The 25,334-nt window shown below is 73.3% G+C and carries 18 protein-coding genes; 5 read left to right on the top strand and 13 right to left on the bottom strand.

Annotated features, from left to right (window positions below; all coding sequences use genetic code 11):
* Positions 1-43: 43 nt before the first annotated feature.
* Positions 44-640, bottom strand: a complete 597-nt coding sequence (locus ACIRBY_RS27800; protein ID WP_344170497.1) for a hypothetical protein — start codon at positions 638-640, stop codon at positions 44-46.
* A gap of 203 nt (positions 641-843) precedes the next feature.
* Complete coding sequence (gene proS, locus ACIRBY_RS27795) at positions 844-2,256, bottom strand: proline--tRNA ligase (protein WP_403905366.1); 1,413 nt, start codon at positions 2,254-2,256, stop codon at positions 844-846.
* 131 nt (positions 2,257-2,387) lie between these two features.
* On the opposite strand from proS, the gene ACIRBY_RS27790 reads away from it, so the two are divergent.
* Positions 2,388-3,095, top strand: coding sequence for a methyltransferase type 11 (locus ACIRBY_RS27790; RefSeq protein WP_403905364.1), 708 nt, complete (start codon positions 2,388-2,390; stop codon positions 3,093-3,095).
* Between the two features lie 3 nt (positions 3,096-3,098).
* Here the strand turns inward: ACIRBY_RS27790 and ftsH are convergent, their stop codons facing one another.
* From ftsH to ACIRBY_RS27760, 6 genes are all read right to left on the bottom strand, one after another.
* Complete coding sequence (gene ftsH, locus ACIRBY_RS27785) at positions 3,099-5,030, bottom strand: ATP-dependent zinc metalloprotease FtsH (protein ID WP_403905362.1); 1,932 nt, start codon at positions 5,028-5,030, stop codon at positions 3,099-3,101.
* 130 nt (positions 5,031-5,160) lie between these two features.
* Positions 5,161-6,738 (bottom strand): signal recognition particle protein, encoded by a 1,578-nt coding sequence (gene ffh / locus ACIRBY_RS27780; protein WP_403905359.1) that lies wholly within the window; start codon positions 6,736-6,738, stop codon positions 5,161-5,163.
* A 103-nt stretch (positions 6,739-6,841) separates the two neighbouring features.
* Positions 6,842-9,274, bottom strand: coding sequence for a [protein-PII] uridylyltransferase (locus ACIRBY_RS27775; protein ID WP_403905356.1), 2,433 nt, complete (start codon positions 9,272-9,274; stop codon positions 6,842-6,844).
* Positions 9,275-9,291: 17 nt separating this feature from the next.
* Complete coding sequence (locus tag ACIRBY_RS27770; protein ID WP_042811392.1) at positions 9,292-9,630, bottom strand: P-II family nitrogen regulator; 339 nt, start codon at positions 9,628-9,630, stop codon at positions 9,292-9,294.
* Entirely contained in the window at positions 9,627-10,973 is a 1,347-nt protein-coding gene (locus ACIRBY_RS27765; RefSeq protein ID WP_403905353.1) for an ammonium transporter, read from the bottom strand. The genes ACIRBY_RS27770 and ACIRBY_RS27765 overlap by 4 nt, the downstream gene beginning before the upstream one ends.
* Positions 10,974-11,236: 263 nt before the next feature.
* Positions 11,237-12,718, bottom strand: coding sequence for a hypothetical protein (locus ACIRBY_RS27760; RefSeq protein WP_403905351.1), 1,482 nt, complete (start codon positions 12,716-12,718; stop codon positions 11,237-11,239).
* Positions 12,719-13,124: 406 nt separating this feature from the next.
* Between ACIRBY_RS27760 and ACIRBY_RS27755 the strand changes: the two genes are divergently transcribed.
* A complete protein-coding gene (locus ACIRBY_RS27755) occupies positions 13,125-13,793 on the top strand; it encodes a bifunctional DNA primase/polymerase (protein WP_403905578.1) in 669 nt (222 codons plus the stop codon).
* 120 nt (positions 13,794-13,913) lie between these two features.
* Here the strand turns inward: ACIRBY_RS27755 and ftsY are convergent, their stop codons facing one another.
* On the bottom strand, positions 13,914-15,131 hold the full coding sequence (gene ftsY / locus ACIRBY_RS27750; RefSeq protein WP_403905348.1) for a signal recognition particle-docking protein FtsY: 1,218 nt from the start codon (positions 15,129-15,131) through the stop codon (positions 13,914-13,916).
* Positions 15,132-15,275: 144 nt separating this feature from the next.
* Here ftsY and ACIRBY_RS27745 point away from each other — a divergent pair, with 144 nt between their 5' ends.
* Positions 15,276-16,733 (top strand): cytosine permease, encoded by a 1,458-nt coding sequence (locus ACIRBY_RS27745; RefSeq protein WP_403905345.1) that lies wholly within the window; start codon positions 15,276-15,278, stop codon positions 16,731-16,733.
* Positions 16,734-16,793: 60 nt separating this feature from the next.
* Positions 16,794-17,780, top strand: coding sequence for an LLM class flavin-dependent oxidoreductase (locus ACIRBY_RS27740; RefSeq protein WP_403905342.1), 987 nt, complete (start codon positions 16,794-16,796; stop codon positions 17,778-17,780).
* 43 nt (positions 17,781-17,823) lie between these two features.
* Here the strand turns inward: ACIRBY_RS27740 and ACIRBY_RS27735 are convergent, their stop codons facing one another.
* From ACIRBY_RS27735 to ACIRBY_RS27720, 4 genes are all read right to left on the bottom strand, one after another.
* On the bottom strand, positions 17,824-19,254 hold the full coding sequence (locus tag ACIRBY_RS27735) for a sugar porter family MFS transporter (protein ID WP_403905338.1): 1,431 nt from the start codon (positions 19,252-19,254) through the stop codon (positions 17,824-17,826).
* Between the two features lie 182 nt (positions 19,255-19,436).
* On the bottom strand, positions 19,437-23,228 hold the full coding sequence (locus tag ACIRBY_RS27730; RefSeq protein WP_403905336.1) for an AAA family ATPase: 3,792 nt from the start codon (positions 23,226-23,228) through the stop codon (positions 19,437-19,439).
* A gap of 238 nt (positions 23,229-23,466) precedes the next feature.
* Positions 23,467-23,682, bottom strand: a complete 216-nt coding sequence (locus ACIRBY_RS27725; RefSeq protein ID WP_042810367.1) for a hypothetical protein — start codon at positions 23,680-23,682, stop codon at positions 23,467-23,469.
* Positions 23,683-24,049: 367 nt separating this feature from the next.
* On the bottom strand, positions 24,050-24,331 hold the full coding sequence (locus tag ACIRBY_RS27720) for an acylphosphatase (RefSeq protein ID WP_403905334.1): 282 nt from the start codon (positions 24,329-24,331) through the stop codon (positions 24,050-24,052).
* Positions 24,332-24,461: 130 nt separating this feature from the next.
* Between ACIRBY_RS27720 and ACIRBY_RS27715 the strand changes: the two genes are divergently transcribed.
* Positions 24,462-25,310 carry a CAP domain-containing protein gene (locus ACIRBY_RS27715; RefSeq protein WP_403905332.1) on the top strand — a complete coding sequence of 283 codons (849 nt, stop codon included), beginning with the start codon at positions 24,462-24,464 and terminating at the stop codon, positions 25,308-25,310.
* Positions 25,311-25,334: the final 24 nt, after the last annotated feature.

The following is a 25,334-nucleotide window of genomic DNA, read 5'->3' as shown; positions in this document are numbered from 1 at the left end:
CCGAGCGGGGAGGATCACCACACCGCCCGCCGGGGGCGCCGCGTCAGGACGCCGCCGCGGTGGCGACCTCGGGGATCCGGAACGGCTTCATGCAGCCGCCGCACACGATCGGCGCCTGGGCCAGCACGGAGGGGACGACCCGCACGTTGCGCCCGCAGTCGCAGACCGCCTTGACCCGCACGCCGCCGCCCGAGGAGCCGTGCCGGGCGGCCGGACCGCGGAAGCTGCGCTTGGTGTCGGCGGCCGTGGCGACCGTGTGCGCCTTGAGGGCGCGCTGGAGGCGCTCGATCGTGGGCCGGTAGCGCTTCTTGGCCTCGGGATTGAGGAAGACCAGGGAGAAACCGCTGCTGGCGTGCGGCTCCTCGGAGTGGTCCAGCCCCATCTCCTCGGCGATCGCGAGGAATCTGCGGTTGTGGTAGCGGCCGGCTCGCGAGGTGTCACGGACCCCGCGGGCGGCCGCGATGCCGTGGACTGCCTCGTGCAGCAGTCGCTCGAAGGAGAGTTCGGCGCCGCAGGCGGACGAAGACTCTCCGATCAGGGACTCGGGCGCGGCAAGGTCAGGCAGCTCGGGGTGGTACCGCTGAATGTCGGCCCACGCCTGCGCCAGCTCTGCGGCGAGAACAGGTGGTGTCGTGCTCACGTCGTGACAACGAGCCGGGGTGCCCCGGTGTTCCGATTCCGGGCCATTCCAAATTTTTTGCACGTACCAGTCAGTTCAGTCTCATGCGTCCCGACGAGGACGGGTGCGCCGATCCCAGGAGGAGTCGGTACGTAACGCCGACCAAAAAAACCAGCCCCCGGCGTGCGGCCGAAGCCGCGCGCCGGGGGCGTGGAAGCTGGGGCTCAGTACGAGCGCGCGACGATCGCGAGGGTACCGGGGGCGTCGTCCGCCTCCGGAACCGACCCGTCCTCGGCCACCAGGCAGCGGACGGTCACGGCCTGCTCGCCGAGCTTGGCCTCGCCCTCCGGGCCCAGGACGCTCCACGGGATCCGCGCCCAGCCGCCGGCGAGGGCGGCCTCGGCGGCCTCCTCGATGGTGGCGACGTCGGTCGTGCGGGACACCCGGCGCTCGCGGGACTCGCGCAGCAGCTGGGCCTGGTCCTCGTCGAGCACCTTGGGCAGCAGGTCGGCCAGCGCGTCGATCTGCACCGGCTCCTTCCCGCCGGGGATCCGGCGGGCCAGCATCGCGGTGCCGTTCTCCAGGTCGCGGGGGCCGATCTCGATGCGGACCGGTACGCCCTTGAGCTCCCAGTCCACGGCGCGGCGGCCGAACGGGGTGTCGACGCGGTCGTCGACGTGCACGCGCAGGCCCGCGGCCTTCAGCTGCGCACCGAGCTCGCGGACCTTGGCCACGGCCTCGTCGCCCTTGATCGCCATGACGACGACCTGGACGTGCGCCAGCCGCGGCGGGACGCGCAGGCCGTTGTCGTCGCCGTGGGACATGATCAGGCCGCCGACCATGCGGGTCGAGACGCCCCACGAGGTCTGCCAGACCAGCTCCTGCTGCCCCTCCTTGGAGAGGTAGGAGGTGTTGAAGGCCTTGGCGAAGTTGGTGCCGAGCTCGTGGCTCGTGCCCATCTGCAGGGCCTTGCCGTCGCCCATCATGCCCTCGAGGGTGAGGGTGTTGATGGCGCCGGCGAAGCGCTCCTTGGGGGTCTTGCGGCCGAGCACGACGTCGATGCCGAGCACGTTGGTCATGAAGTCGCCGTACACGTTCCGGTGGATGTGCGCGGCGTAGTCGCGGGCGTCCTCGTACGTGGCGTGGGCGGTGTGGCCCTCCTGCCAGAGGAACTCGCTCGTCCGGAGGAACACGCGGGGGCGCATCTCCCAGCGGACCACGTTGGCCCACTGGTTGATCAGCAGGGGCAGGTCCCGGTAGCTCTGGACCCACTTGGAGAAGTAGTCGTTGATGATCGTCTCGGAGGTGGGCCGGACGACGACCGGCTCGTCGAGCTCCTTGCCGCCGCCGTGGGTGACGACCGCGAGCTCGGGGGCGAAGCCCTCGACGTGCTCCGCTTCCCGGGTCAGGTACGACTGGGGGATGAACAGCGGGAAGTAGGCGTTCTGGGCACCGGCTTCCTTGATGCGGGCGTCCATCTCCTGCTGCATCCGCTCCCACAGGCCGTAGCCGTACGGTCGGATGACCATGGTGCCGCGGACCGGACCGTTGTCGGCCAGCTCGGCCTTGTTGATCAGATCCTGGTACCAGCGGGGGAAATCCTCCGCCTGCGGGGTGAGAACGGGTGCCTTTGCCATGGCGCGAATGGTACGGCGCCGGGCACCGGATGCGTGAATCGGGTGGCGCACTCCTCTGGACGCGGGGGCCGATGGGGAGTTCCCTGGCAACGGGGGCAAGGGGGCGAGACGGAATCAGGAGCGCTCTTTCGATGACACCGACGCCGACGGCGACGCTCGTCGCCCGTGACTGGGCGGAGATCCAGGAACGGATGCTGGTACCGCTGTACGAGGCGGTCTACGACCGGCTGGAGGTCGGGCCCGGAACCCGGCTGCTGGGGCTCGACTGCGGGGCCGGGCTGGCCCTGCTGCTGGCCGCCGGACGGGGCGCCGCCGCCACGGGCGTGGAGGCGGACCCGGCCCGGCGGGCGCTGGCCCGCGAGCGGCTGCTGGAGGTGGTGGCCGCTCCCCCGGTGCCCGCGGCCCGCCCCTACGACGTGCTGCTGGCCTTCTCGCCCGCTGCGGGCGCCCTGGAGGCGGCCCTGCCCGCGGTCCGGCGGGGCGGGGCGGTGGTGCTGGCCGGCTGGGGTCCGGCCGAGCGGTGCACGGTGCCGGCGGTGCTGGGCGGCGGGCCGGTGGTCCGGGACCTGGACGCGGTGGTGGAGGGCGCCGGGCTGGTGCCGGACGGGTCGGGGCGGGTGTTCTGCCCCTTCGGGTACGCCGACGCGGACAGCGCCGTGCGCGGGCTGCTGTCGACCGGGATGTACCCCGTCGCGGGGACCGGGTCCGGGCCCTGCCCGGCGGCGGACCCGGCCCTGGCGGAGAAGGAGCTGGCGGAGGCCCTTCACCCGTACGAGCGGTCCGACGGCGCGGTGTGGCTGCCGAACATCCTGCGGTACGTCATCGCCCGGGTGGCGTAGCGCTCACCGCGTGCCGTGGTCCTTGGAGGTCCGGGGGATGCCGGCCGCCTCGTACGCGGCGTGCTCGTCGAGGGTCTCGGCCGCCAGCAGGGCCTCCGCCAGGGCGTCGAGCCTGGGGCGGTGCTCGGCCAGCAGGCGGCAGGCCTCCGCGTAGCACTCGTCCACGATCCGCCGCATCTCGTGGTCCACGGCGTCGAGGGTGGCGGGGGCGGCGGTCAGGCCGTACGGGCCCTGGCCGTCGGACGGGATCGCGGTCAGGCGGCCGACGCGCTCGCTCATGCCCCAGCGGCCGACCATGCCGCGGGCGATGTTGGTGACCTGTTCGAGGTCGCTCTCGGCGCCCGTGGTGATGACGTCGTAGACCACGTGCTCGGCGGCCATGCCCCCGAGCGCGCCGATGATCCGGCCCCGCAGGTAGGGCTCGGTGTACGCGTAGCGGTCGGCGTCGGGGGTGGAGAAGGTGACGCCGAGCGCGCGGCCGCGCGGCACGATGGTGATCTTGCGTACGGGGTCGGCGCCCGGCTGGAGCATGCCGAGCAAGGCGTGGCCGCTCTCGTGGTAGGCCGTGCGGCGGCGTTCCTCCTCCGGCATCACGAGGGGGCGCTCGGCGCCCAGCTGGACCTTCTCCAGGGCGTCGGAGAGGTCGGCCTGGGTGACCGCGTCCTGCCGGCGCCTGACGGCCAGCAGGGCGGCCTCGTTGGCGAGGTTGGCGAGCTCGGCGCCGGTCATGCCGGGGGTGGTGCGGGCCACCTGGGCCAGGTCGACGCCGGCCGCGAGGGGGATCTCGCGGGTGTGGATGCGCAGGATCGCCTCGCGGCCGGCCTTGTCGGGCGGGGCGACGACGACCGTGCGGTCGAAGCGGCCGGGGCGGGTCAGGGCGGGGTCGAGGACGTCGGCGCGGTTGGTGGCGGCCACCACGACCACGCCCTCGGAGCCGGAGAAGCCGTCCATCTCGGTGAGGATCTGGTTGAGGGTCTGCTCGCGCTCGTCGTGGCCGCCCATGGCGGCGGAGCCGCCGCGGACCCGCCCGATGGTGTCGATCTCGTCGATGAAGATGATCGCCGGGGCCACCTTGCGGGCCTCGGCGAAGAGCTCGCGCACCCGGGAGGCGCCGACGCCGACGATCATCTCGATGAACTCGGAGGCGGACGCGGAGAAGAACGGCACCCCGGCCTCGCCCGCGACGGCGCGGGCCAGCAGGGTCTTGCCGGTGCCGGGCGGGCCGGCCAGCAGCACGCCGCCGGGCATGCGGGCGCCCAGCCGGCGGTACTGCGCGGGGTTCTTCAGGAAGTCCACGACCTCGCTGAGCTCGCCCTTGACCTCGTCGATGCCGGCCACGTCCTCGAAGGTGGTGCGTCGGGCGCCCTCCAGTTCGACGGGCCTGGGCGGCGCCTTGCGGCCGAAGCCGCCGGGCCCGCCGAGGGCGGAGCCCATCCGGCGGGCGATGAGCAGCCACAGGGCCACCAGGATCAGCATCGGGGCGAGGGAGAACAGCAGGTTGGCCAGGAAGCTGCGCTGCTCGACCACCGGGGAGGCGGTGACGGTGACCCCCTTGGAGGTGAGGCCGGCCCACAGCTGGTCGTCGGCGAAGGCGGGGCGCTGGGTGACGAACTTGGTGTAGTCGCCCTCGCCGCCGGGGACGGGCTGCTTGGTCTTCAGCTCGCCCTGGATGGCGTCGCCCTTGGAGTAGATCTTCTCGACGTTGCCGTCGGCGACCTGCTTGCTGAACTCGGTGTACGAGATCGTCGGCCCGTCGCCCTCGTTGAAGAAGGACAGCACGACGTTGGCGATCAGGTAGACGATCAGGGCGGCGAGGATCAGCCCGCGCCAGCCGCCGGGCGGCCTCCTGCGGGGCGGCGGGCCGGGCGGGGCGCCCTCCGAGCGCCAGGGGGTGTCGGCCCGGTCGCGCGGCGGTACGGGGGTGGGGCTGGGCACGGGGGCGCCTCCTTATGCCGTCCTCCCGGCCGACCCTAAGCGAAGCGGCACCCCCGTGCCCGCCCAGCGGAAGGGCAAGGGGAAGGGCCCCGCGGTGCGTGCACCACGGGGCCCTTCGCCGTACGGACCGCTACTTCATGAACTTCTTGAACTCGTCCGGCAGGTCGAAGTCCTGGCCGGGCTGCCCGCCGCCCGCCGGGAGCCCGAACGGGTTGCCGCCGGCGGCGGGGAGGGCGGGCTGGGCGCCGCCCTGCTCGCGCCGGGCCGCAGCCGCGGCCTCCTCTTCCCTGCGCTTCATCGGGTTGCCGCTCTTGCGCTTGCCCTTGGCCTGCTTGACCTGCTTCTTCTGCCGGCCGGGGCCTCCGCCCATCCCGGGGATGCCGGGCATGCCCGGCATGCCGCCGCCTTGGGCCATGCGGGACATCATCTTGCGGGCGTCGAAGAAGCGCTCGACGAGGTTCTTGACGGCGCTGACCTCGACGCCGGAGCCCTTGGCGATACGGGCGCGGCGCGAGCCGTTGATGATCGTCGGGTCCTGGCGCTCGGCCGGGGTCATCGACTTGATGATCGCGGCGGTGCGGTCCACGTCGCGCTCGTCGATGTTGTTGATCTGTTCCTTGATCTGCCCCATGCCCGGCAGCATGCCGAGGAGCTTGGAGATGGAGCCCATCTTGCGGACCTGCTCCATCTGGGCCAGGAAGTCGTCGAGCGTGAACTCCTTGGGGCCCTTGGCGAGCTTGGCCGCCATCTTCTCGGCCTCGGCCTGCGAGAAGGTCTTCTCGGCCTGCTCGATGAGGGTGAGCATGTCACCCATGTCGAGGATCCGGCCCGCCATGCGGTCCGGGTGGAAGGCGTCGAAGTCGTCGAGCTTCTCGCCGTTCGAGGCGAACATGATCTGCTTGCCGGTGACGTGCGCGATGGAGAGCGCGGCACCGCCGCGGGCGTCGCCGTCGAGCTTGGAGAGCACGACGCCGTCGAAGCCGACGCCGTCGCGGAAGGCCTCGGCGGTGTTGACCGCGTCCTGGCCGATCATGGCGTCGACGACGAAGAGGATCTCGTCGGGGCTGACGGCGTCGCGGATGTCCGCGGCCTGCTGCATCAGCTCGGCGTCGATGCCGAGGCGGCCGGCGGTGTCGACGATGACGATGTCGTACTGCTTGGTGCGCGCGTACTCGATCGAGTCCTTGGCGACCTGGACCGGGTCGCCGACGCCGTTGCCGGGGGCGGGGGCGTAGACGGCCACGCCGGCCCGCTCGGCGACGACGCTGAGCTGGTTGACGGCGTTGGGGCGCTGGAGGTCGCAGGCGACGAGGAGCGGGGAGTGGCCCTGCCCCTTGAGCCAGAGGCCGAGCTTTCCGGCGAGGGTGGTCTTACCGGCACCCTGGAGACCGGCCAGCATGATCACGGTGGGCGCGGTCTTGGCGAACCGCAGGCGGCGGGTCTCTCCACCGAGGATGGAGACCAGCTCGTCGTTGACGATCTTGAGGACCTGCTGGCCGGGGTTCAGCGCCTTGCTGACCTCCTCGCCGCGGGCCCTTTCCTTGACGTTCGCGATGAAGGAGCGGACGACCGGGAGCGCGACGTCGGCCTCGAGGAGGGCGATACGGATTTCCCGCGCCGCAGCGTCGATGTCCTGCTCGGAGAGGCGGCCTTTGCCCCGGAGGGACTTGAAGGTCGCGCTGAGGCGGTCGGAAAGCGTATCGAACACGGTGGTCGCGATTCCTCGGGTCGGGGGCGTGGTGGTCGTCCCCCAGGGTATCCGGCCCCGCCACCCCCCGGGGGCGGGGCCGGGGTCCCGCTGCGCGCAGCGGCTACGACAGGGCCGACTGGATCCGGTCGGCCAGGGCTGCCGCCTCCGCCGGCGGGAGGGGCTTGCCGTCCGGGTCGACCACGTAGACGGTGTCCACGGCGTTCGCGCCCAGCGTGGAGACGTGGGCGCTGCGCACCCGGACGCCCCCCTCCTCCAGGGCGCGGCCGACGCGGTGCAGCAGGCCCACGGCGTCGGGGGCGCGGACCTCCAGGACGGTGGCCAGGGGGGAGGCGTCCGGCACCACGGTGACGCGGGGCGGCGGGGGGACCACCCCGCGCCGGCGCGGGTAGGCCGCCTCGCGGGCGGCCAGCTTGGCCGGGACGTCCAGCGAGCCGTCCAGCGCCCGTACCAGGTCGGTCCGCAGCCGGGGCGCCTGCGGCAGCGTCCCGTACTCCGCCGCCACCCGCCAGCGCAGCACCAGCACCTCGCCCAGGTGGTCGGGCAGCTCCAGGAAGCGCAGGTCCGCCGCCCGCACCGTCAGCCGGTGCAGCGCCAGCACCCCGGACACGGCCGGGAGCACGCCGGGCCGGTCCGGGACCGCCACGGCCAGCTCGACCCCGACGGCGTCGTCCTCCTCCTGCCGGGCGTGCAGGGTGAGCACCGGCTCCCCGGTGCGCAGCGCCTCCAGGGCCAGGCGCTCCTGCTCCGCGGTGGGCCGCTCCGGCTGCGGGTCTGCCGCCGGGGCCCCGCTCAGCACGGCGGCGACCCGGCGCACCAGGTCGGCCACCAGGGAGCCGCGCCAGGTGCTCCAGGCGGCCGGGCCGGTCGCCAGGGCGTCGGCCTCGGTCAGGGCGTGCAGGACCTCCAGGGTGGCGGTCGAGCCGACGGCGCGCGCCACCGCGGTGACGGTGGCGGGGTCGTCGAGGTCCCGCCGGGTGGCGGTGTCCACCAGCAGCAGGTGGTGGCGTACGAGCGTGCCCAGGACGGCGGTGTCCTCGGCGTCGAAGCCGACCCGTGCGGCCGTGTCGCGGGCGATGGTCTCGCCGACGACGGAGTGGTCGCCGGGCCAGCCCTTGCCGATGTCGTGCAGGAGGGCCGCCATGAGCAGCAGGTCGGGCCGGCCGACCCGGCGGGTCAGCGCCGAGGCCCGGACGGCCGTCTCGATCAGGTGCCGGTCCACCGTCCAGGTGTGCACGGGGTTGTGCTGGGGGCGGCAGCGCACCCGCTCCCAGTCCGGCAGCAGGCGGCTGATCAGGCCCTCGGCCTCCAGCGCCTCCCACACCCCCACCATCGGCTCTCCCGCGCCCAGCAGGGTCAGCAGCTGCTCCCGCGCCTCGGCGGGCCAGGGCACGGGCAGCGGCCGGGCCTGGGCCGCGAGACGGCGGACGGCGTGCAGCGAGACGGGCAGCCCGGCCTGGGCGGCGGCCGCGCCGAACCGCAGGGGCAGGACGGGGTCCCGTTCGGGCCGGGCGGCGAGCGCCAGGACGGCCTCCCCGTCGGACTCCACGACCCCGTCGGCCAGCGGCGCCCGTTCGGCGGCGGCCGCCGCGCCCCGGGTGCCCAGCAGCCCGCGCAGGCGGGGCCGGGCGGCCCGGGCCCGCAGGACCCGTCCGACCTCCCGCCAGGTGACGTCGCCCGCGTAGGCGACGACCCGGGCGGCCTCGTACACCTCGCGCAGCAGGGCGTCCGCGTCGAGGAGCCCCAGCCGGGCGGCGACCTGGGGCTGTTCCTGGAGGGCGAGCCGGTCGGTGGCGCGGCCGGTGACCAGGTGCAGGGCGTCCCGCGCGTCCAGCAGCCGGCGCCGGGCCCCGTCGAGCCCCTCGCGGGGGGCGTCGGCCAGCCAGGACGCGGCGACGGCCCGCAGGGCGGTGGCGTCCCGGATCCCGCCGCGCGCCTCCTTGAGGTCGGGCTCCAGCAGGAACCGCAGCTCCCCGGCCCGTTCGGCGCGCTCCCGGCACAGGGCGTGCAGCTGGGGCAGCCGCCGGGGGGCCTGGTTGCGCCAGTCGGCGAGCACCGAGGTGCGCAGTCCGGCGAGGAGTCCGGCGTCGCCCGCGACGAGCCGGGCGTCGAGCAGCCCGAGGTGGGCCTTGAGGTCCTCGGCGGCGACCTTGCGGGCCTCGGCGGGGGTCCGTACGGAGTGGTCGAGGGCCAGCCCGAGGTCCCAGACGGGGTACCAGAGGCGGTCGGCGAGGGCGGCCAGCGCCCGCGGGCGGGCCTTGCCGTCGTGGAGCAGGAGGAGGTCGAGGTCGCTGCGCGGGGAGAGTTCCCCGCGGCCGTAGCCGCCGACGGCGACCAGGGCCGCGCCCCGTACGCCGGCCTCCTGCGCGGCGGTCGTGAACCCGTCCCCGAGCCACTGGTCGGTCAGGGCGGAGAGGGCGGAGCGCCGTGACGGCCCGGACCGCGACTCCTCCCCGAGGAGTCGCAGCCGGGCCGCGGCGTATCCGCCGGGTCCCGAGCCGGTGGGGTCCTGCGTGGTCGCTTCGGCGCTCGTCACCCGGGGGCTCCCGTCCGCTAGAGGGCGTCGGCGCCGCGCTCGCCGGTGCGGACCCGGACGACCGAGTCCACGGGGACGCTCCACACCTTGCCGTCGCCGATCTTCTCGGTGCGTGCGGCGCTGACGATGACGTTGATGAGCTCCTCGGCCTCGTCGTCGTCGGCGAGGACCTCGATGCGGATCTTCGGTACGAGGTCCACGGTGTACTCGGCGCCGCGGTAGACCTCGGTGTGGCCGCGCTGGCGGCCGTACCCGCTGGCCTCCGAGACGGTCAGGCCCTGGATGCCGAAGGCGTGGAGGGCCTCCTTGATGTCGTCGAGCTTGTAGGGCTTGACGATCGCGGTGATCAGCTTCATGCGTCGACCTTCTTGCTGGCTGCGGCCACGGGGGCGGGGGAGGCGGTGCTGCGTGCGGAGATCCCGCCGCCGGCGCCGCTGAAGTCGTAGGCGGTCTCGGCGTGCTCGGCCTGGTCGATGCCGGAGACCTCGACGTCCTCGGCGACCCGCATCCCGATGGTCTTGTCGAGGAGGAAGGCCATGATCGCCGATACGACGAGGGAGTAGGCGAGGACGGAGAAGACGCCGACGGCCTGCTTGCCGAGCTGCTCGAAGCCGCCGCCGTAGAAGAGGCCCTTGGCGTCGGACTGGACGCCGCCGGTGGCGAAGAGGCCGACGAGGAGGGAGCCCGCGACGCCGCCCACGAGGTGGACGCCGACGACGTCGAGGGAGTCGTCGTAGCCGAACCTGTACTTGAGGCCGACGGCCATGGCGCACAGCACGCCGGCGATGGCGCCGACGGCGATCGCGCCGAGCGGGCTGACGCAGCCGCCGGCGGGGGTGATGGCGACGAGGCCGGCGACCGCGCCGGAGGCGGCGCCGAGGGTGGTGAAGGAGCCGTGGCGCAGCTTCTCGTAGCCGAGCCAGGCGAGCATGGCGGCGGCGGTGGCGACCTGGGTGTTGACGAACATGACGGCGCCGACGCCGTCGTCGTTGCCGAGCCAGGATCCGGCGTTGAAGCCGAACCAGCCGAACCAGAGCAGGCCGGCGCCGAGCATCACGAGGGGGAGGCTGTGCGGGCGCATCGGGTCCTTCTTGAAGCCGACGCGCTTGCCGATGACCAGGATGACGCCGAAGGCGGCGGCGCCGGCGTTGATGTGGACGGCGGTGCCGCCGGCGAAGTCGATGACGCCGAGCTCGAAGAGCCAGCCGCCGGCGCCCCACACCCAGTGGGCGACGGGGAAGTAGACGACGGTGACCCACAGGGCGGTGAAGAGCACCCAGGCGCTGAACTTGACGCGGTCGGCGAGGGCGCCGCTGATCAGGGCGGGGGTGATGACCGCGAACATCAGCTGGAAGACGGCGAAGACGTAGACGGGGATGGTGTAGCCGTCCCAGAGCTCGGTGATGCCGATGCCGCTGAGGCCGACGTAGTCGGAGTTCCAGCCGATGACGGAGCCGGAGTCGGTGCCGAAGGCGAGGCTGAAGCCGAAGAGCACCCACAGGATCGTGACGATCCCGAGGCTGACGAAGCTCATCATCAGCATGTTGAGGCTGCTCTTGACGCGGACCATGCCTCCGTAGAAGAAGGCGAGTCCCGGGGTCATCAGCATGACCAGGGCGGAGCAGATGAGCATGAACCCGGTGTTCGCGGCAGACAGGGTCGGGGCGTCTGCTGCGAGGGTCGTGATGGCTGGTGCCATCGGCGTCTCCTCGTCGTCGGTACGGTCGCGTGCGGGCGATCGTGGGGTACCTGAGCGGCGGCGCAGGGTCTGGCCGGTTATTGGCCCTGAGGTTCGCGCAGGCCGGTTTCCGGCGGCGCCGCTCGGTGTTTCGCTCCGATGACGAAGAGGTCGGGCGTGTTACGCGTGAATGAACCGGTGAGGTAAGGGTCCGGTCCGTGTCATGTGAGGGTCAGGCGGGGCTTCGGCGCGCGTCGGGCGCGCGCCCGGGCCGCGGGGGCGGCTCAGACGGCCTCGGCGGCCTCGGGGAGGCGGGAGGCGAGGAGGTCGGTCAGCCGGACCACCTCGGCGACGTCGCCGTATTCACGGGCGGCGGTGTCCACGGTCTTGCGGAGCCGGGTGTTCACCCGTTCGGAGCGCACCTTTCGCGCCACGTCCAGGGCCTGGTCGACGAGGACGGTCGCCTGCTCGGGTTCGCGCTGGAGCAGGTGGACGGTGGCCATGCCGATGAGGTTGAGGGCGTAGGAGCGCTGGTGGACCTCGTCCTTGGCGAAGAGCTCGACGGCCTTCTCCATCACGGGTTCGGCGAGGGAGGCGTAGGTGGGGCTGCGTCCGGCGACGTAGGCCAGGTCCCGGTAGGAGTGGGAGTTCTCGCCGTTGAGTTCGGCCTCGGAGAAGAAGCCGATCCAGTCGGGTTCCGGTTCGCCGCCGAGCCCGACGTCGCCGAAGGTGTCCTCGGCCATGCGCACGGCCCTCTTGCAGCGGCTGGGCTGGCCCATGTTGGCGTAGGCGCGGGCCTCCATCGCGTAGAGCATGGCCTGGGTGCGCGGCCCGGCGCAGTCGCGGCTGCCGTACTGGGCGAGGTGGATGAGCTCCAGGGCGTCCTCGGGGCGGCCGAGGTGGATCATCTGGCGGCTCATGTTGGAGAGGATGTACGAGCCCAGCGGCTTGTCCCCGGCCTCCTTCGCGGCGTGCAGCGCGAGGACGAAGTACTTCTGGGCGGTGGGGTGCAGACCGATGTCGTAGCTCATCCAGCCGGCGAGTTCCGCGAGTTCGGCGGCGACCTTGAAGAGCCGCTTCATGACGGGGGCAGGGTGGTTCTCCTGGAGCAGGTCGGTGACCTCGTGCAGCTGCCCGACGACGGCCTTGCGGCGCAGTCCGCCGCCGCACTGGGCGTCCCACTGGCGGAACATCACGGTGGTGGCCTCGAGGAGGTCGAGCTCGGGTTCGGAGAGGCGGGGCGGCCGGTGGCCGGACGGGGCTCCCCCGTCGCGCGGCACGGGGTCGGCGGCCGGCATCGGGACGAGCCAGCGCTGCATGGGCTCGATGAGCGCGGGGCCGGCGGAGAGGGCGAGGGAGGTCCCGAGGAAGCCGCGGCGGGCCAGCATCAGGTCGCTGCGGGAGAACTCGCTGAGCAGCTCCACGGTCTGGGGGCCCGCCCAGGGCAGGTCGACGCCGGAGACGGAGGGGGTCTGGTGGGCGCTGCGCAGGCCGAGCTGCTCGATGGCGACGACGGCGCCGAAGCGCTCGGAGAAGAGCTCCGAGAGGATGCGCGGCACGGGTTCGCGGGGCTGCTCGCCGTCGAGCCAGCGGCGCACGCGGGAGGTGTCGGTGCTGATGTGGTGCGCGCCCATCTGGCGGGCCCGGCGGTTGACCTGACGGGCGAGCTCGCCCTTGGACCAGCCGCTGCGGACGAACCACGAGGTCAGCTGTTCGTTGCGGCCGGCCGCCTCGCCACTCGTTCCGCTTGCGCCGCTGCCGCCCACTGGAACGCCCCCATCCGGATCGCCTCTTCACACGAAACCCTGGCCGGGGCGGCCCCTGCCGCCTGGGACCTTCACAGGTCCTCCACACATTGCCTCCGGCATACCCACGGATGGGCCCGCCTCCGGGGTTCGTGAACCGAAAGTAATCCTACGATCACCCCGTCGGCGAGGTCGATTCCAGAAACGCCACCATTCGCCACCCCTTCGAATGAACTCGCCACCGGCCAGGCGCGATTCACTTGACAGGAAGGCGAAACGGAACGGTTGGACGGGAGCGCACCGGGGGCGCGCGCGGCGAGGAGTGCGCCGGGCAGCCCCGGTGGACAGTGCGCTCCGCCCGACCCCCGACAGGTCTCGCCGACGTCGTAACCACCGGCGCGTCCAACCCGTTGGAGGGGGCATGGGCATGGGCTTCACGATCGGCGGCAGCCGCGGCACCAAGGAATTCCGTTCCGGCGTCCGGCGCCGCGGCCGTACCTCGGAGTGCACGACGGTGGCGGAGTACACCGGCCTCTGGGGCTGGGACGCGGTCCCCGGCGCCCGCGCCGCGGCTCCGGCCCGCGCCTGCTCCTGCGGCCGCGCGGACTGCCCCGCCCCGGGGGCGCATCCGCTGGACTTCGCCCCGACCGTCCCGGGCGGGGCCACCCTGGACGAGGTCGCCGGGATCTGGGGCGAGTACCCGGGCGCGGCGATCCTGCTCCCGGTCGGCCGCGCCTTCGACGTGATCGAGGTCTCCGCCGAGGCCGGGCGGCGCGCCCTGGTCCGCATGGAGCGGATGGGCCTGCCGCTGGGGCCGGTGACGGCGACCCCGGACGGCCGGGCGCAGTTCTTCGTGGCCCCCGGCGCGGCGGCCGAGCTGCCCGAGCTGCTGTACCGGATGGGCTGGGACGACGCGGACCTGGACCTGCGCGCCCTGGGCCACGGCACCTTCCTGACGGCCCCGCCCTGCGACCACGCGGGCCTCGGCCCGGCCGTCTGGCTGCGCCCGCCCGCCCTGGACTGCGCGGGCGGGCCCCCGCAGGCGCGGCTGCTGCTGGGCACCCTCGCGTACACGTGCCACCGCTTCCGCCGCTGACCCCGCGCCCGCGCCCCCGCGGCCCGCGCCGCCTCAGCCCGCGCCCCCGCACAGAGCAGTGCCCCCGCGCCCGGAACACCGGGGCGCGGGGGCACTCGTCTGCGGGGCGGGCCGGGCCGCTCAGTCGCCGATCAGGGCGTCCACGAACGCCTCGGGCTCGAAGGGGGCCAGGTCGTCCGCGCCCTCGCCGAGGCCGACGAGCTTGACCGGGACGCCCAGCTCGCGCTGGACGGCGACGACGATGCCGCCCTTGGCGGTGCCGTCGAGCTTGGTCAGCACGATGCCGGTGATGTCCACGACCTCGGCGAACACGCGCGCCTGGGTCAGGCCGTTCTGGCCGGTGGTGGCGTCGAGGACCAGCAGGACCTCGTCCAGCGGGCCGTGCTTCTCCACGACGCGCTTGACCTTGCCGAGCTCGTCCATGAGGCCGGTCTTGGTGTGCAGGCGGCCGGCGGTGTCGATGAGCACGACGTCCGCGCCCTCTGCGATGCCCTCCTTGACCGCGTCGAAGGCGATCGAGGCGGGGTCGCCGCCCTCGGGGCCGCGCACGGTACGGGCGCCGACGCGCTCGCCCCAGGTCTGGAGCTGGTCGGCGGCGGCGGCGCGGAAGGTGTCGGCGGCGCCGAGGACCACGCTGCGGCCGTCGGCGACGAGCACCCGGGCCAGCTTGCCGGTGGTGGTGGTCTTGCCGGTGCCGTTGACGCCGACGACCATCACGACCGCCGGGGTGTCGACGCCGCTCTCGGTCTTCACGGCACGGTCGAAGTCGGTGCCGACGAGGGCGACCAGCTCCTCCTTCAGCAGGGCGCGCAGCTCGGCGGGGGTCCGGGTGCCCAGCACCTTGACCCGCTCGCGCAGCCGCTCCACCAGCTCCTGGGTGGGCGCGACGCCGACGTCGGCGATGAGGAGGGTCTCCTCGATCTCCTCCCAGGTGTCCTCGTCGAGGTGCTCGCGCGAGAGCAGCGTGAGCAGGCCCTTGCCGAGGGAGTTCTGCGAACGGGCGAGCCGGGCGCGCAGCCGGACCAGGCGGCCGGCCGTCGGCTCGGGCACCTCGATCTCGGGCGCGGCCGGGGCCTCGGGCTCCGCAGCCGGCGCCTCGACCGGAGCCTCGGCCCCCGCCTCCGGGAGCACGACCTCCTCGATGGTGCGGCGCGGCTCTTCCGCCGTCTCTACGGCGTCCTCCCCCACCTGCGGTTCGGCAGGCGGGGCAGTGATGGTCGGCGTGCTCGGCGGCGCCGTGGGGGGCAGCTGCTTCTTCTTGCGGCTGCTGACCACGAGCCCGCTGATCACGCCGACCGCGACCAGGGCGATGACTACAGCAAGGATCAGGATTTCCATAACGTCCCCCAGTATCGGCCACGGCGCGCCCCGGGCCCCGGACCTTGGACGTTCCCACCCGGCAGCGATCCGCCATTTGTGGTCTTAACGTCACATCTACGATGATGGGCGGATTGTCCCCAGCCACGCTTCCACGGAGTACGCATGCCTGCCGAACAGACCGCCGCCGACGGCGCCGTCGAGACCCGGGGTCTGGAGCCCGTACCGGACGGCGAGCGCGGCGGCCGGGTCCGCGAGCTCGTGCCCACCTGGGTCGCCGCGAACATCAGCGTGCTGCTGCTCACCATGGGTGCGGGGCTGGTCATCTTCAACCGGCTCAACATCTGGCAGGTGCTGGTCGTCGCGGTGGCCGCGCCGGTCGTCTCGTACGGGCTCGTCGGGCTGATCTCGATCGCCGGCCAGCGCGGCGGCGCCCCCGGCATGGCGCTCTCGCGGGCCGTCTTCGGCCAGCGCGGCAACCTCTTCCCGGGGGCGCTGATCTGGGTGGCCCGCTGGGGCTGGGAGACGATCAACGCGGTCAGCGGCGCCTACGCCGTGCTGACCGTCCTGGACCTCCTCTTCGGCGTGAAGGGCAACACCGCCCTGATCGTCGTCACCCTGCTGTTCTTCGTGGGCTGCACCTTCGTGGTGTCCGGGCTCGGGATCAACGCGCTGCGGGTCTGCTCGACCTGGTCGACGTACCTCTTCGGCGCCTTCAGCGTCCTCGTGCTCGGCTACCTGGTCTTCACCACCGACTGGTCCGCCGTCCTCGGCAAGCCGGCCGGCTCCACGGCGATGATGATCGCGGGCATCGGCACCATCGCGGCCGGCGGCATCAGCTGGGTGCCGTCCGGCCCCGACTTCACCCGCTACCTGCCCCGTACGGCCTCCACCAAGGGCGTGGTCGGGGCGACGGTCGGCGGCGCCGGCGTGGTCGTGCTGCCGATGGTGCTGATGGGCGCGGTGATGGCCGTCGGCACCCCGGACCTGGCCAGTGCGCAGGACCCGGTCTCCTTCATCGGCGAGCTGCTGCCGACCTGGATCGCGGTGCCGTACCTGCTGATCGCCCTCCTCGGCATGCTGCTGATCAACTCCATGTCGATGTACTCCGCCGGCTTCACCGCGCAGACCCTCGGCATCAAGGTGCCGCGCGCCTGGGCGGTCAGCGTCAACGCGGTCATCAGCCTGGTCTTCGGCTTCCTGCTGATGGTGGTCGCGACCAGCTTCTTCGGCTCCTTCATCTCCTTCCTGACCCTGCTGGCCGTGGCCTTCTCGGCATGGATCGGGGTCTTCGGCGTGGACATGCTGCGCCGGACCTCCTACGACGGCGCCGCCCTGCTGGACACCACCCCCACCAGCGCCTACTGGTACCGGGGCGGCTTCGCCTGGCAGGCGATGACGGCCTGGGGGCTGGCCCTGGTGGTGGGCACGCTGTTCACGAAGGTGGACTGGTTCACCGGGCCGCTCGCCGGGACCTGGATCGGGGAGAACGGGCTGGGCTGGGTGGCCGGCATCCTCACCTCCGCCGCGCTGTACGCCGTCCTGCCGCGCGACCCCGCCCCCGCCCCGGCGGACCCGGAGCCCGCCGACGGCCGCGAGCCCGCCGGAACCCTGTCCAGCTGACGTTCCGTCAGCTAGCCTCCCTTCGCCCGACCGACCGCATCCGGCGAAGGGAACCCCTCCATGCCCGTCACCGTGGCCCGCTTCAACCTCGTCGACCCGAACGGCACGCCCGAGAGCCTCGCCGCCCGCTACCAGGCGGCGGTGGAGATGGCCCGCTACGCCGACGGGCACGGGATCGACACGGTCCAGACCGAGGAGCACCACGGCACGGACAACCACTGGCTGCCCTCCCCCTTCGCGTTCGCCGGCGCGGTGCTCGGCGCCACCCGGCGGATCGCGGTCACGGTCTCGGCGATCATCGGCCCCCTGCACGACCCGCTGAGGGTGGCCGAGGACATCGCCGTCCTGGACCTGATCGGCGGCGGGCGGCTGGTGACGGTGGCGGGCATCGGCTACCGGCCCGAGGAGTACGAGCAGCACGGGGTGGAGTGGGGGCGGCGCGGCCGGCTCCAGGACGAGCTGCTGGAGACCCTGCTCAAGGCCTGGACCGGCGAGCCCTTCGAGTTCCGCGGCCGCACGGTGAAGGTGACCCCGGTGCCCTTCACGCGGCCGCACCCGATGCTGCTGGTGGGCGGGAGCTCGAAGGCGGCGGCGCGGCGGGCGGCCCGGCTGGGCCTGCCCTTCTTCCCCAGCGCCCACCTGCCGGAGCTGGAGGAGTACTACCGGGAGCGGCTCGCCGAGTACGGCACCGAGGGCTTCTGCATGATGCCGGCGGAGCGGACCCCGCTGCTGCACATCGCGGAGGACCCCGACCGGGCGTGGGCGCAGTACGGCAGGCACTTCCTGCACGAGGCCGGGGCGTACGCCGCCTGGCAGTCCAAGGACATCCGCTCGGCCGTCCGCTCCGGCGCCCGCACGGTCGGGGAGCTGCGGGCCGAGGGGGTCTACCGGATCCTCTCGCCGCAGGAGGCGGTGGACTTCGCCCGGGAGGCGGGCGAGGCGGGGAACCTGGTGCTGCACCCGCTCTGCGGCGGGATGCCCCTGGAGGAGGGGTGGCGCAGCCTGCGGCTGCTGTGCGAACGGGTGCTGCCCCGGCTCAGGGACTGAGCCGGGGCAGCACCGCGGAGGAGAGGGGTGGTGGCGGGGGTGGTTACCCCATCTCCTCCAACGCCTTGCCCTTGGTCTCCGGCACCCACTTGAGGATGAAGGGGATTGAGAGCACGGCGAAGACCGTGTAGATGACGTAGGCGCCGGAGAGGTTCCAGGCGGCCAGGGACGGGAAGGTGACCGTGATCACCCAGTTGGCGATCCACTGGGCCGAGGCGGCCACGCCGAGCGCGGCGGCCCGGATGCGGTTGGGGAACATCTCGCCGAGCAGCACCCAGACCACCACGCCCCAGGACAGGGCGAAGAAGAGGACGAAGGAGTGCGCGGCGATCAGCGCGACCGTGCCCTGGGTCTCGGGCATGGAGATCTCACCGCCGGTCTCGGTCTTGTACGAGAACGCCCACGCGCACAGGCCCAGGGAGATCGCCATGCCCACCGAGCCGATCAGCGCGAGCGGCTTGCGGCCGAGCCGGTCGACGAAGATCATCGCGATCACGGTGCCGATGATGTTGATGATCGACGTGGTGAAGGAGTACAGGAACGAGCTGGTCGGGTCGATGCCGACGGACTGCCACAGCGAGGAGCTGTAGTAGAAGATCACGTTGATGCCGACGAGCTGCTGGAAGACCGAGAGGCCGATGCCGATCCAGACGATGGGCAGCAGGCCGAAGCGGCCGCCGAGCAGGTCCTTGAAGGTGGACTTGTGCTCGGAGTGCATGGCCGTCTCGATCTCGGCGACGCGCGCGTCGAGGTCGACGTGGGAGCCCTCGACCTCGGCGAGCACCTTGCGGGCCTCGGCGTTGCGGCCGACGGAGACCAGGAAGCGCGGGGACTCCGGGATGACGAAGGACATCAGTCCGTAGAGCACGGCGGGGACGACCATCACGCCGAGCATCCACTGCCAGGCCTCGAGGCCGCCGATCACGCCGCGCTGGTCGCCGTCGGCGAGGTTGAGGATGCCCCAGTTGACCAGCTGCGAGACGGCGATGCCGATGACGATGGCGGCCTGCTGGAAGGAGGCGAGCCGGCCGCGGTAGGCGGCCGGGGAGACCTCCGCGATGTAGGCGGGGCCGATGACGGAGGCCATGCCGATGCCGAAGCCGCCGATCACGCGCCAGACGGCGAGGTCCCAGAGGGCGAAGGGCAGGGCCGAGCCGATGGCGCTCGCGGTGAAGAGGACGGCGGCGATCTGCATGCAGCGGATGCGGCCGAGCCGGTCGGCGAGCCGGCCCGCGGTGGCGGCGCCGATGGCGCAGCCGATCAGTGCGGCGGCGATCACCTGGGCGAGCACGGCCGGGCCGACGTCGAAGCGTTCGCGGATGGCGACGACGGCACCGTTGATCACGGAGCTGTCGTATCCGAAGAGGAAGCCGCCCATCGCGGCGGCCGCGGCGATGAAGATGACGTGGCCGAGGTGGTCGGGGTGGGGCGCGTTCGCGCCGCCCGACGCCGGCTTCGCTGTGCTGCTGGTCAAGGTGTGCTCCGTGGGGGGTTCTGTCCGTTCTCCTAGTGGCGCACAGGTCAAGATCGGGCACCACCCGGAGCCGGGAGACAGCCCAGAGCTTATGTGTTCATTTCCTGAAGTCAATAGCCCGTGTGAAGGTCGGGTTACCTTCTAAATGGCAACGTTGACTTCATTTCTTAAATGATCAACCTTTAGCGGAGCCGCTGGCTGATCACCTTCGAGACCCCGTCGCCCTGCATCGAGACGCCGTAGAGGGCGTCCGCGACCTCCATGGTCCGCTTCTGGTGGGTGATGACGATCAGCTGCGAGCTCTCCTGGAGCTCCTCCATGATCCGGATCAGCCGCTGGAGGTTGGTGTCGTCCAGGGCGGCCTCGACCTCGTCCATCACGTAGAACGGGCTGGGCCGCGCCTTGAAGATGGAGACCAGAAGCGCCACGGCCGTCAGGGACCGCTCGCCGCCGGACAGCAGGGACAGCCGCTTGACCTTCTTGCCCGGCGGGCGCGCCTCCACGTCCACGCCGGTGGCCAGCATGTCCTCGGGGTCGGTGAGCACGAGGCGGCCCTCGCCACCGGGGAACAGCCGCGAGAACACGCCCTCGAACTCGCGGGCGGTGTCCCGGTAGGCCTCCGTGAAGACCTGCTCGACCCGCTGGTCCACCTCCTTCACCACTTGAAGGAGGTCGGCACGCGTCTTCCTCAGGTCCCCCAGTTGCTCGCTGAGGAACCGGTGGCGCTCCTCCAGGGCCGCGAACTCCTCCAGCGCCAGCGGGTTGACCTTGCCGAGCTGCTGGTAGGCGCGCTCGGCGGCCTTGAGTCGCTTCTCCTGCCGGGCCCGGTCGAAGGGGCCGGGCCGGTTGCGGGGGTGGTCCGGGTCCTCCGGAAGCACCTCGCCGTCGGCGGGCGGGGACGGGGGCACCGGCTGGTCGGGGCCGTACTCCGCCACCAGCGCGGCCGGCTCCACGCCGAGCTCCTCCAGGGCGCGGGTCTCCAGCTGCTCGATGCGCAGCCGCTTCTCCGCGCCGAGCACCTCGCCCCGGTGTACGGAGTCGGTGAGCTTGTCGAGCTCGCCCTTGAGGTCGCGGCCCCGGCCGCGGGCCTCGCCGAGCTCCCGCTCGCGCAGCCCCTTGGCCTGCTCGGCGGCCGTCCGCTCCTGCTCCGCGCGGCCGGCGGACACCTCCAGGTGCGCCAGCAGCTGGCGGGCCCCGTCGGCGACGGCCCGGGCGACACCGGCCTCGTGCCGCATCCGCTGCCGGCGCCGCTCGGCGCGCGCCCGTGCCTCGCGCTCGGCCCCGGCCCCGCGGTCGAGCGCGTCCGCCCGGCCGGCCAGGCCCTTGACCCGCTCCTCGTGGGTGCGCAGCTGGAGCCGGGCCTCCATCTCGGTCTGCCGCGCGTTGGCCCCGTCGGCGGCGAGGCGGTCCCGCGCGGAGGTGTCGGGGTCCTCCGCGACCGGCATCTCCTCCACGGCCGCGAGCCGCTGCGCGCACTCCTCCACCTCGGTCCGGGCGCGCTCCTGCGCCTCCTCGGCGGTGGTCACCGCCAGCGCGCCGCGCTCGGCCTCCCCGAGGGCCGCCTTCGCCTGCCCGGCCAGCCGGCCGAGCTGCTGCGCGACCCCGGCCCGGGCCTGTTCCCCGGCCCGTCGCAGCTCGCCGAGCTCCTCGACGCGCGCGGCGGCGGCGGACCGCCGCGTCCGGGCGTCCTCCTCCGCACCGGCCAGCTCGCCGCACTCCCGGTCCAGCCGCTCCAGCTCGGCGCCCGCCTCGTCCACGGCGGCCTGCACCTCGATGAGGCTGGGCGCCCCGGCGGAGCCGCCGTGCGCGAGGCGGGCCCCGAGCACGTCCCCGTCGGCGGTCACGGCGACCAGCCCGGGGTGCGCGGCGACCAGGGCCTCGGCCTCCTCCAGCGTCCCGACGACCACGTGCCCGCGCAGCACCCACGCCAGGGCCCGCAGCACCTCGGCGTCCCCGCGCACCAGCCCGGCGGCCTCCCGGTACCCGGCCGGAGCCTCCGCGACCCCGCCGGCGGCCGGCACGGCGTCCGCCCCCACGGCCGGCGCGACACCCGGCCCGACCCGGACCCCCGCCCGGGAGGCGGCCTGATCCGGGGAGGCGGCGGGGTGGGGGAACCCTCCCCCGGCCGGGCCCCGCCCGGGCACCCCGGCCCCGCCCGGGACCGTCGCCCCGGGCCCCGGACCCTGCCCCGGCACCTGCCCGGGGGCCGGGCCGACGGCCGGGGCCGAGCCCGGAGCCGCGGCGGAGTCCCGGGCGGCGGGCGGGGTGATCAGGAACGTGGCGCGGCCGGCGTCGGACCGCCTCAGGTGCCGGATGGCGCCGGCCGCCGCACCCGTGGAGGCCACGGCCACCGCGTCCGCGGCGGAGCCGAGCGCCGCGGCCACCGCGGCCTCGTAACCCGCCTCCACCGACACCCGCTCCGCCGCCGGCCCCAGCACCCCCGCCAACCGCTCCCGCACCGCGAGCAGCGCCCCGGTGCCGTCCTTGCGCCGCAGCCCCAGCGCGAGCGCGTCGCGCCGCGCCGAGACGGCCGCGCGGGAGCGTTCCGCGGAGGTCCGCGCCTCCCGGGCAGCCGCCAGATCGGCCTCGGCCTGCGCCAGTCCGGCCCGCGCCGCCTCGTACTCCCCCTCCTGCGAGGAGGGGTCCTCCAGCCCGCCGACCTCCTCGGCCAGCGCCTCGTACTCCTCGCGGGCCTCCTCGGCCCGGGACCGCGCCGCGTCCCGGGCCGCCACGAGCCGGTCGATCTCCGCCCGGGCGGCCCCCGCCCGGGAGCGGGCCGCGCCCAGTCGCCCGGTCAGCCGGGCCAGCTCCTCGCGCCGGTCGGCCACGGCCCGCGCGGCGTCCCGCAGCCGCCGCTCCTCCTCGGCGAGGGACCGCTCCAGCTCGGCCCGGTGCGCGGCCGTGTCCTCCAGGGCCCGTTCGGAGGCATCGAGCGCGGCCGTCAGCTCCGCCTCCTGCTCCCGGATCCGCGCGGCCTCCCGCTCCATGTCCTCGGGGTCGCGGCCCCGCCGCTCCTCCTCCACCGGTGCCGACGCGCTCCTGACCCGCTCCTGCGCCAGCGATTCGGTCCCGCGCACCCGCTCGGCCAGCCGGGCGAGCTCGTGCCAGGTCTGCTGGGCCCGCTGGAGCCGGGGCGCGAGGCGCCGTACCGATTCCTCCAGCCCGGCCTCGCGGCGCAGCGCCTCCGCGAGGTCCCGCTCGGCGGACTCCTTGCGCTCCTTGAGGGCGGCCTCGTCGGCGATCTCCGCGTCGAGCGCGGCGCGCAGTGCGACCAGGTCGTCGGCGAGCAGCCGCAGCCGCGCGTCCCGCAGGTCCGCCTGGATCACGGCCGCCCGCCGGGCCACCGCCGCCTGCCGTCCCAGGGGCTTGAGCTGGCGGCGCAGCTCGTCGGTCAGGTCCTGCACCCGTGCGAGGTTGGCCTGCATCGCGTCGAGCTTGCGCAGCGCCTTCTCCTTGCGCTTGCGGTGCTTCAGCACGCCGGCGGCCTCCTCGATGAAGGCGCGGCGGCCCACCGGGTCGGCGTGCAGGACCGAGTCGAGCCGGCCCTGTCCGACGATGACGTGCATCTCGCGGCCGATGCCGGAGTCGGAGAGGAGTTCCTGGATGTCGAGGAGCCGGCAGGTGTCCCCGTTGATCTGGTACTCGCTGCTGCCGCCGCGGAACATGATCCGCGTGAGGGTGACCTCGGCGTACTCGATGGGGAGGGCGCCGTCGGAGTTGTCGATGGTGAGGGAGACCTCGGCGCGGCCCAGCGGCGGGCGGCCGGTCGTCCCGGCGAAGATGACGTCCTCCATCTTGCCGCCGCGCAGGGACTTGGCCCCCTGCTCCCCCATGACCCAGGACAGTGCGTCCACCACGTTGGACTTGCCGGAGCCGTTGGGGCCCACGACGCAGGTGATGCCCGGCTCGAAGCGGAGGGTGGTGGCGGAGGCGAAGGACTTGAAGCCGCGCAGGGTGAGGGACTTGAGGTGCACGCCGCCGGACTCTACCTTTCACGTCCGGTTTCACCCATGAAGGTGCAGGGCGGATCAGACCTCACAGGAACGAGTCCCCCACCTGGCCCAGTGCGCCGGTGGCCCACCGGGCCCGGCGGTCGGACCGCCGCGGGGCGGAACGCGGCAAGAAAGAGCGGAACGCGGCAAGAAAGAAGGGACGCCGGAGCGTCCCTTGCAGATCGTGCGGGTCAGGAGTCGACGACGGGTGAGTCGCTGATCAGGTGAGCGCAGGCTCCGCCTGGGATACGTCGAGGTCCATGCTGCCGAGCAGCGAGTCCCCGTGCTGAGCGGCGGCCGCGGTCAGGGCGTCGTTCTCGGACTGGATCCGTCCGAGCTCGGACTCGAGGTCCTGGACGCGCTGCTGAAGCCGTCGCATCTCGGCGAGGAGTCGCGGGTCGGAGCCGCCGACGTAACCGAGAAGCGCCTTTGCCATGATGGATGGTCCTCCACACTGAGTGACCGACCGAAGCGGTGTGGGTCGTGAGGGAATCGCACCCGCGGATGTCCGACAGCGACTGTCAGTCACTGCACTCGTTCTTTTGCTGACGCTGCCTACTGCCAGCACTGCCAAACAGCTCAGGTGCGCGGGGCTTCCAGCGTCTCACCAAAAAGTTTGACGGTCAACACGATCACGCCCCGTATCGGCGGGCATCCCGGCCCTCACTGGGGGCGTGGAGATCATCCTCGTCTCCGAGCCTTCCACGGTTCGCCGCCGACGGCAACGGGTCGACGGCGAATGCGCAGTTCCGACCGGGTGTGGCCGGTCTCGGGATCTGATCAGTCCATGATCGTTCGATAGGTCACCGGATCTCGAACCCGCCGTAGCCGCCGCGCGGTGTGCCCCAGATCTCCGTGACCCCGTCCACCCTTCCGGGCGTGTCGCCGTCGCGGAGCCAGTCGAGCAGCCGGTGGCAATTCTCACGTTGACCTTCGGCCACCACCTGCACCCGGCCGTCGTCGAGGTTGAGCGCGAAGCCGGCCAGCCCGCCGATCTCCAGAGCATTGGCCCTGGTGAACCAGCGGAAGCCCACTCCCTGTACACGGCCGCGCACCCAGGCGGTCATGCGGACATCTTCATTCATGCAAGAACGCTAACCGTGCCGGGGCTCCTTGATCCCATCGCCCCTTTGCGCCATGGGCTACAGTCCCCCACCAATGACTCACCCGTTCGGGTGAGCAAACGTTGATCCTGCAAAGAAGGGGCCGCGACCGATGGGACGCCACCGACTCCACGCCGCGCCGCGCCGCGGCGTCAGGCGCACCGCCGTGCGCACCGGCCTGCTCGGCGTCTCCGTGGCCGCGGTCCTCGGCACGGCGGCCGTGACCACCGGCTTCGTGCCCGTCGGCGGCTCCTTCCCGTACGTCGGCACGGGCTCCGCCGACCGGACCGAGGCCCGCGCGAAGCCCGCCCCGACCCCGAACCGGGGCCTGGAGCAGGGCGGCCTCGCCAACCTGTCCGGCCGCGCCTCCGCCGGCCCCGCCGCGGGCACCGCTTCGGCCACCCCCTCGGCTTCCCCCAGCCCTTCGGCCACGCCGTCCCCCTCGGCCTCGCCGACGCCCACGCCCACGCCCTCCGCGTCGGCCTCCACCAAGGCGCCGGAGAAGACGAGCGCCCCGCAGGCCCCGAAGGCGGCGGCCGCCCCCAAGCCCGCGGCGCCCAGGCCCCCGGCAGCCGGCGACGCGAACCCCTCCGCCGAGGCGGAGGTCCTCGCCCTGGTCAACCAGGAGCGGGCCCAGGCCGGCTGCGTCCCGGTCCGCGCGAACCCGCCGCTCGCCACGCTGGCCGCCGCTTTCAGCAAGGACATGGCCGCGCGGGGCTTCTTCGACCACACGGATCCGGACGGGAACACCCCCTGGCAGCGCGCGCAGAACGCCGGGATCTCCGGGCTGGGCGGCGAGAACATCGCCCGCGGCCAGGGAGACGCCAAGACGGTGATGGAGTCCTGGATGAACAGCCCGGGCCACCGCGCGAACATCCTCAACTGCGAATTCCGCACCCTCGGCGTCGGCGTCTACTTCGGCGCCGGCGGCCCCTGGTGGACCCAGGACTTCGGCTTCTAGAGCCGGACCGCCGACGCGCCGGGC

It is taken from the genome of Streptomyces sp. NPDC096136, from assembly GCF_044763325.1.
In the GTDB taxonomy this organism is placed as follows: domain Bacteria; phylum Actinomycetota; class Actinomycetes; order Streptomycetales; family Streptomycetaceae; genus Streptomyces.
Note: the sequence above shows the minus strand (reverse complement) of the source record. Positions and strands in the feature narration are given on the sequence as shown.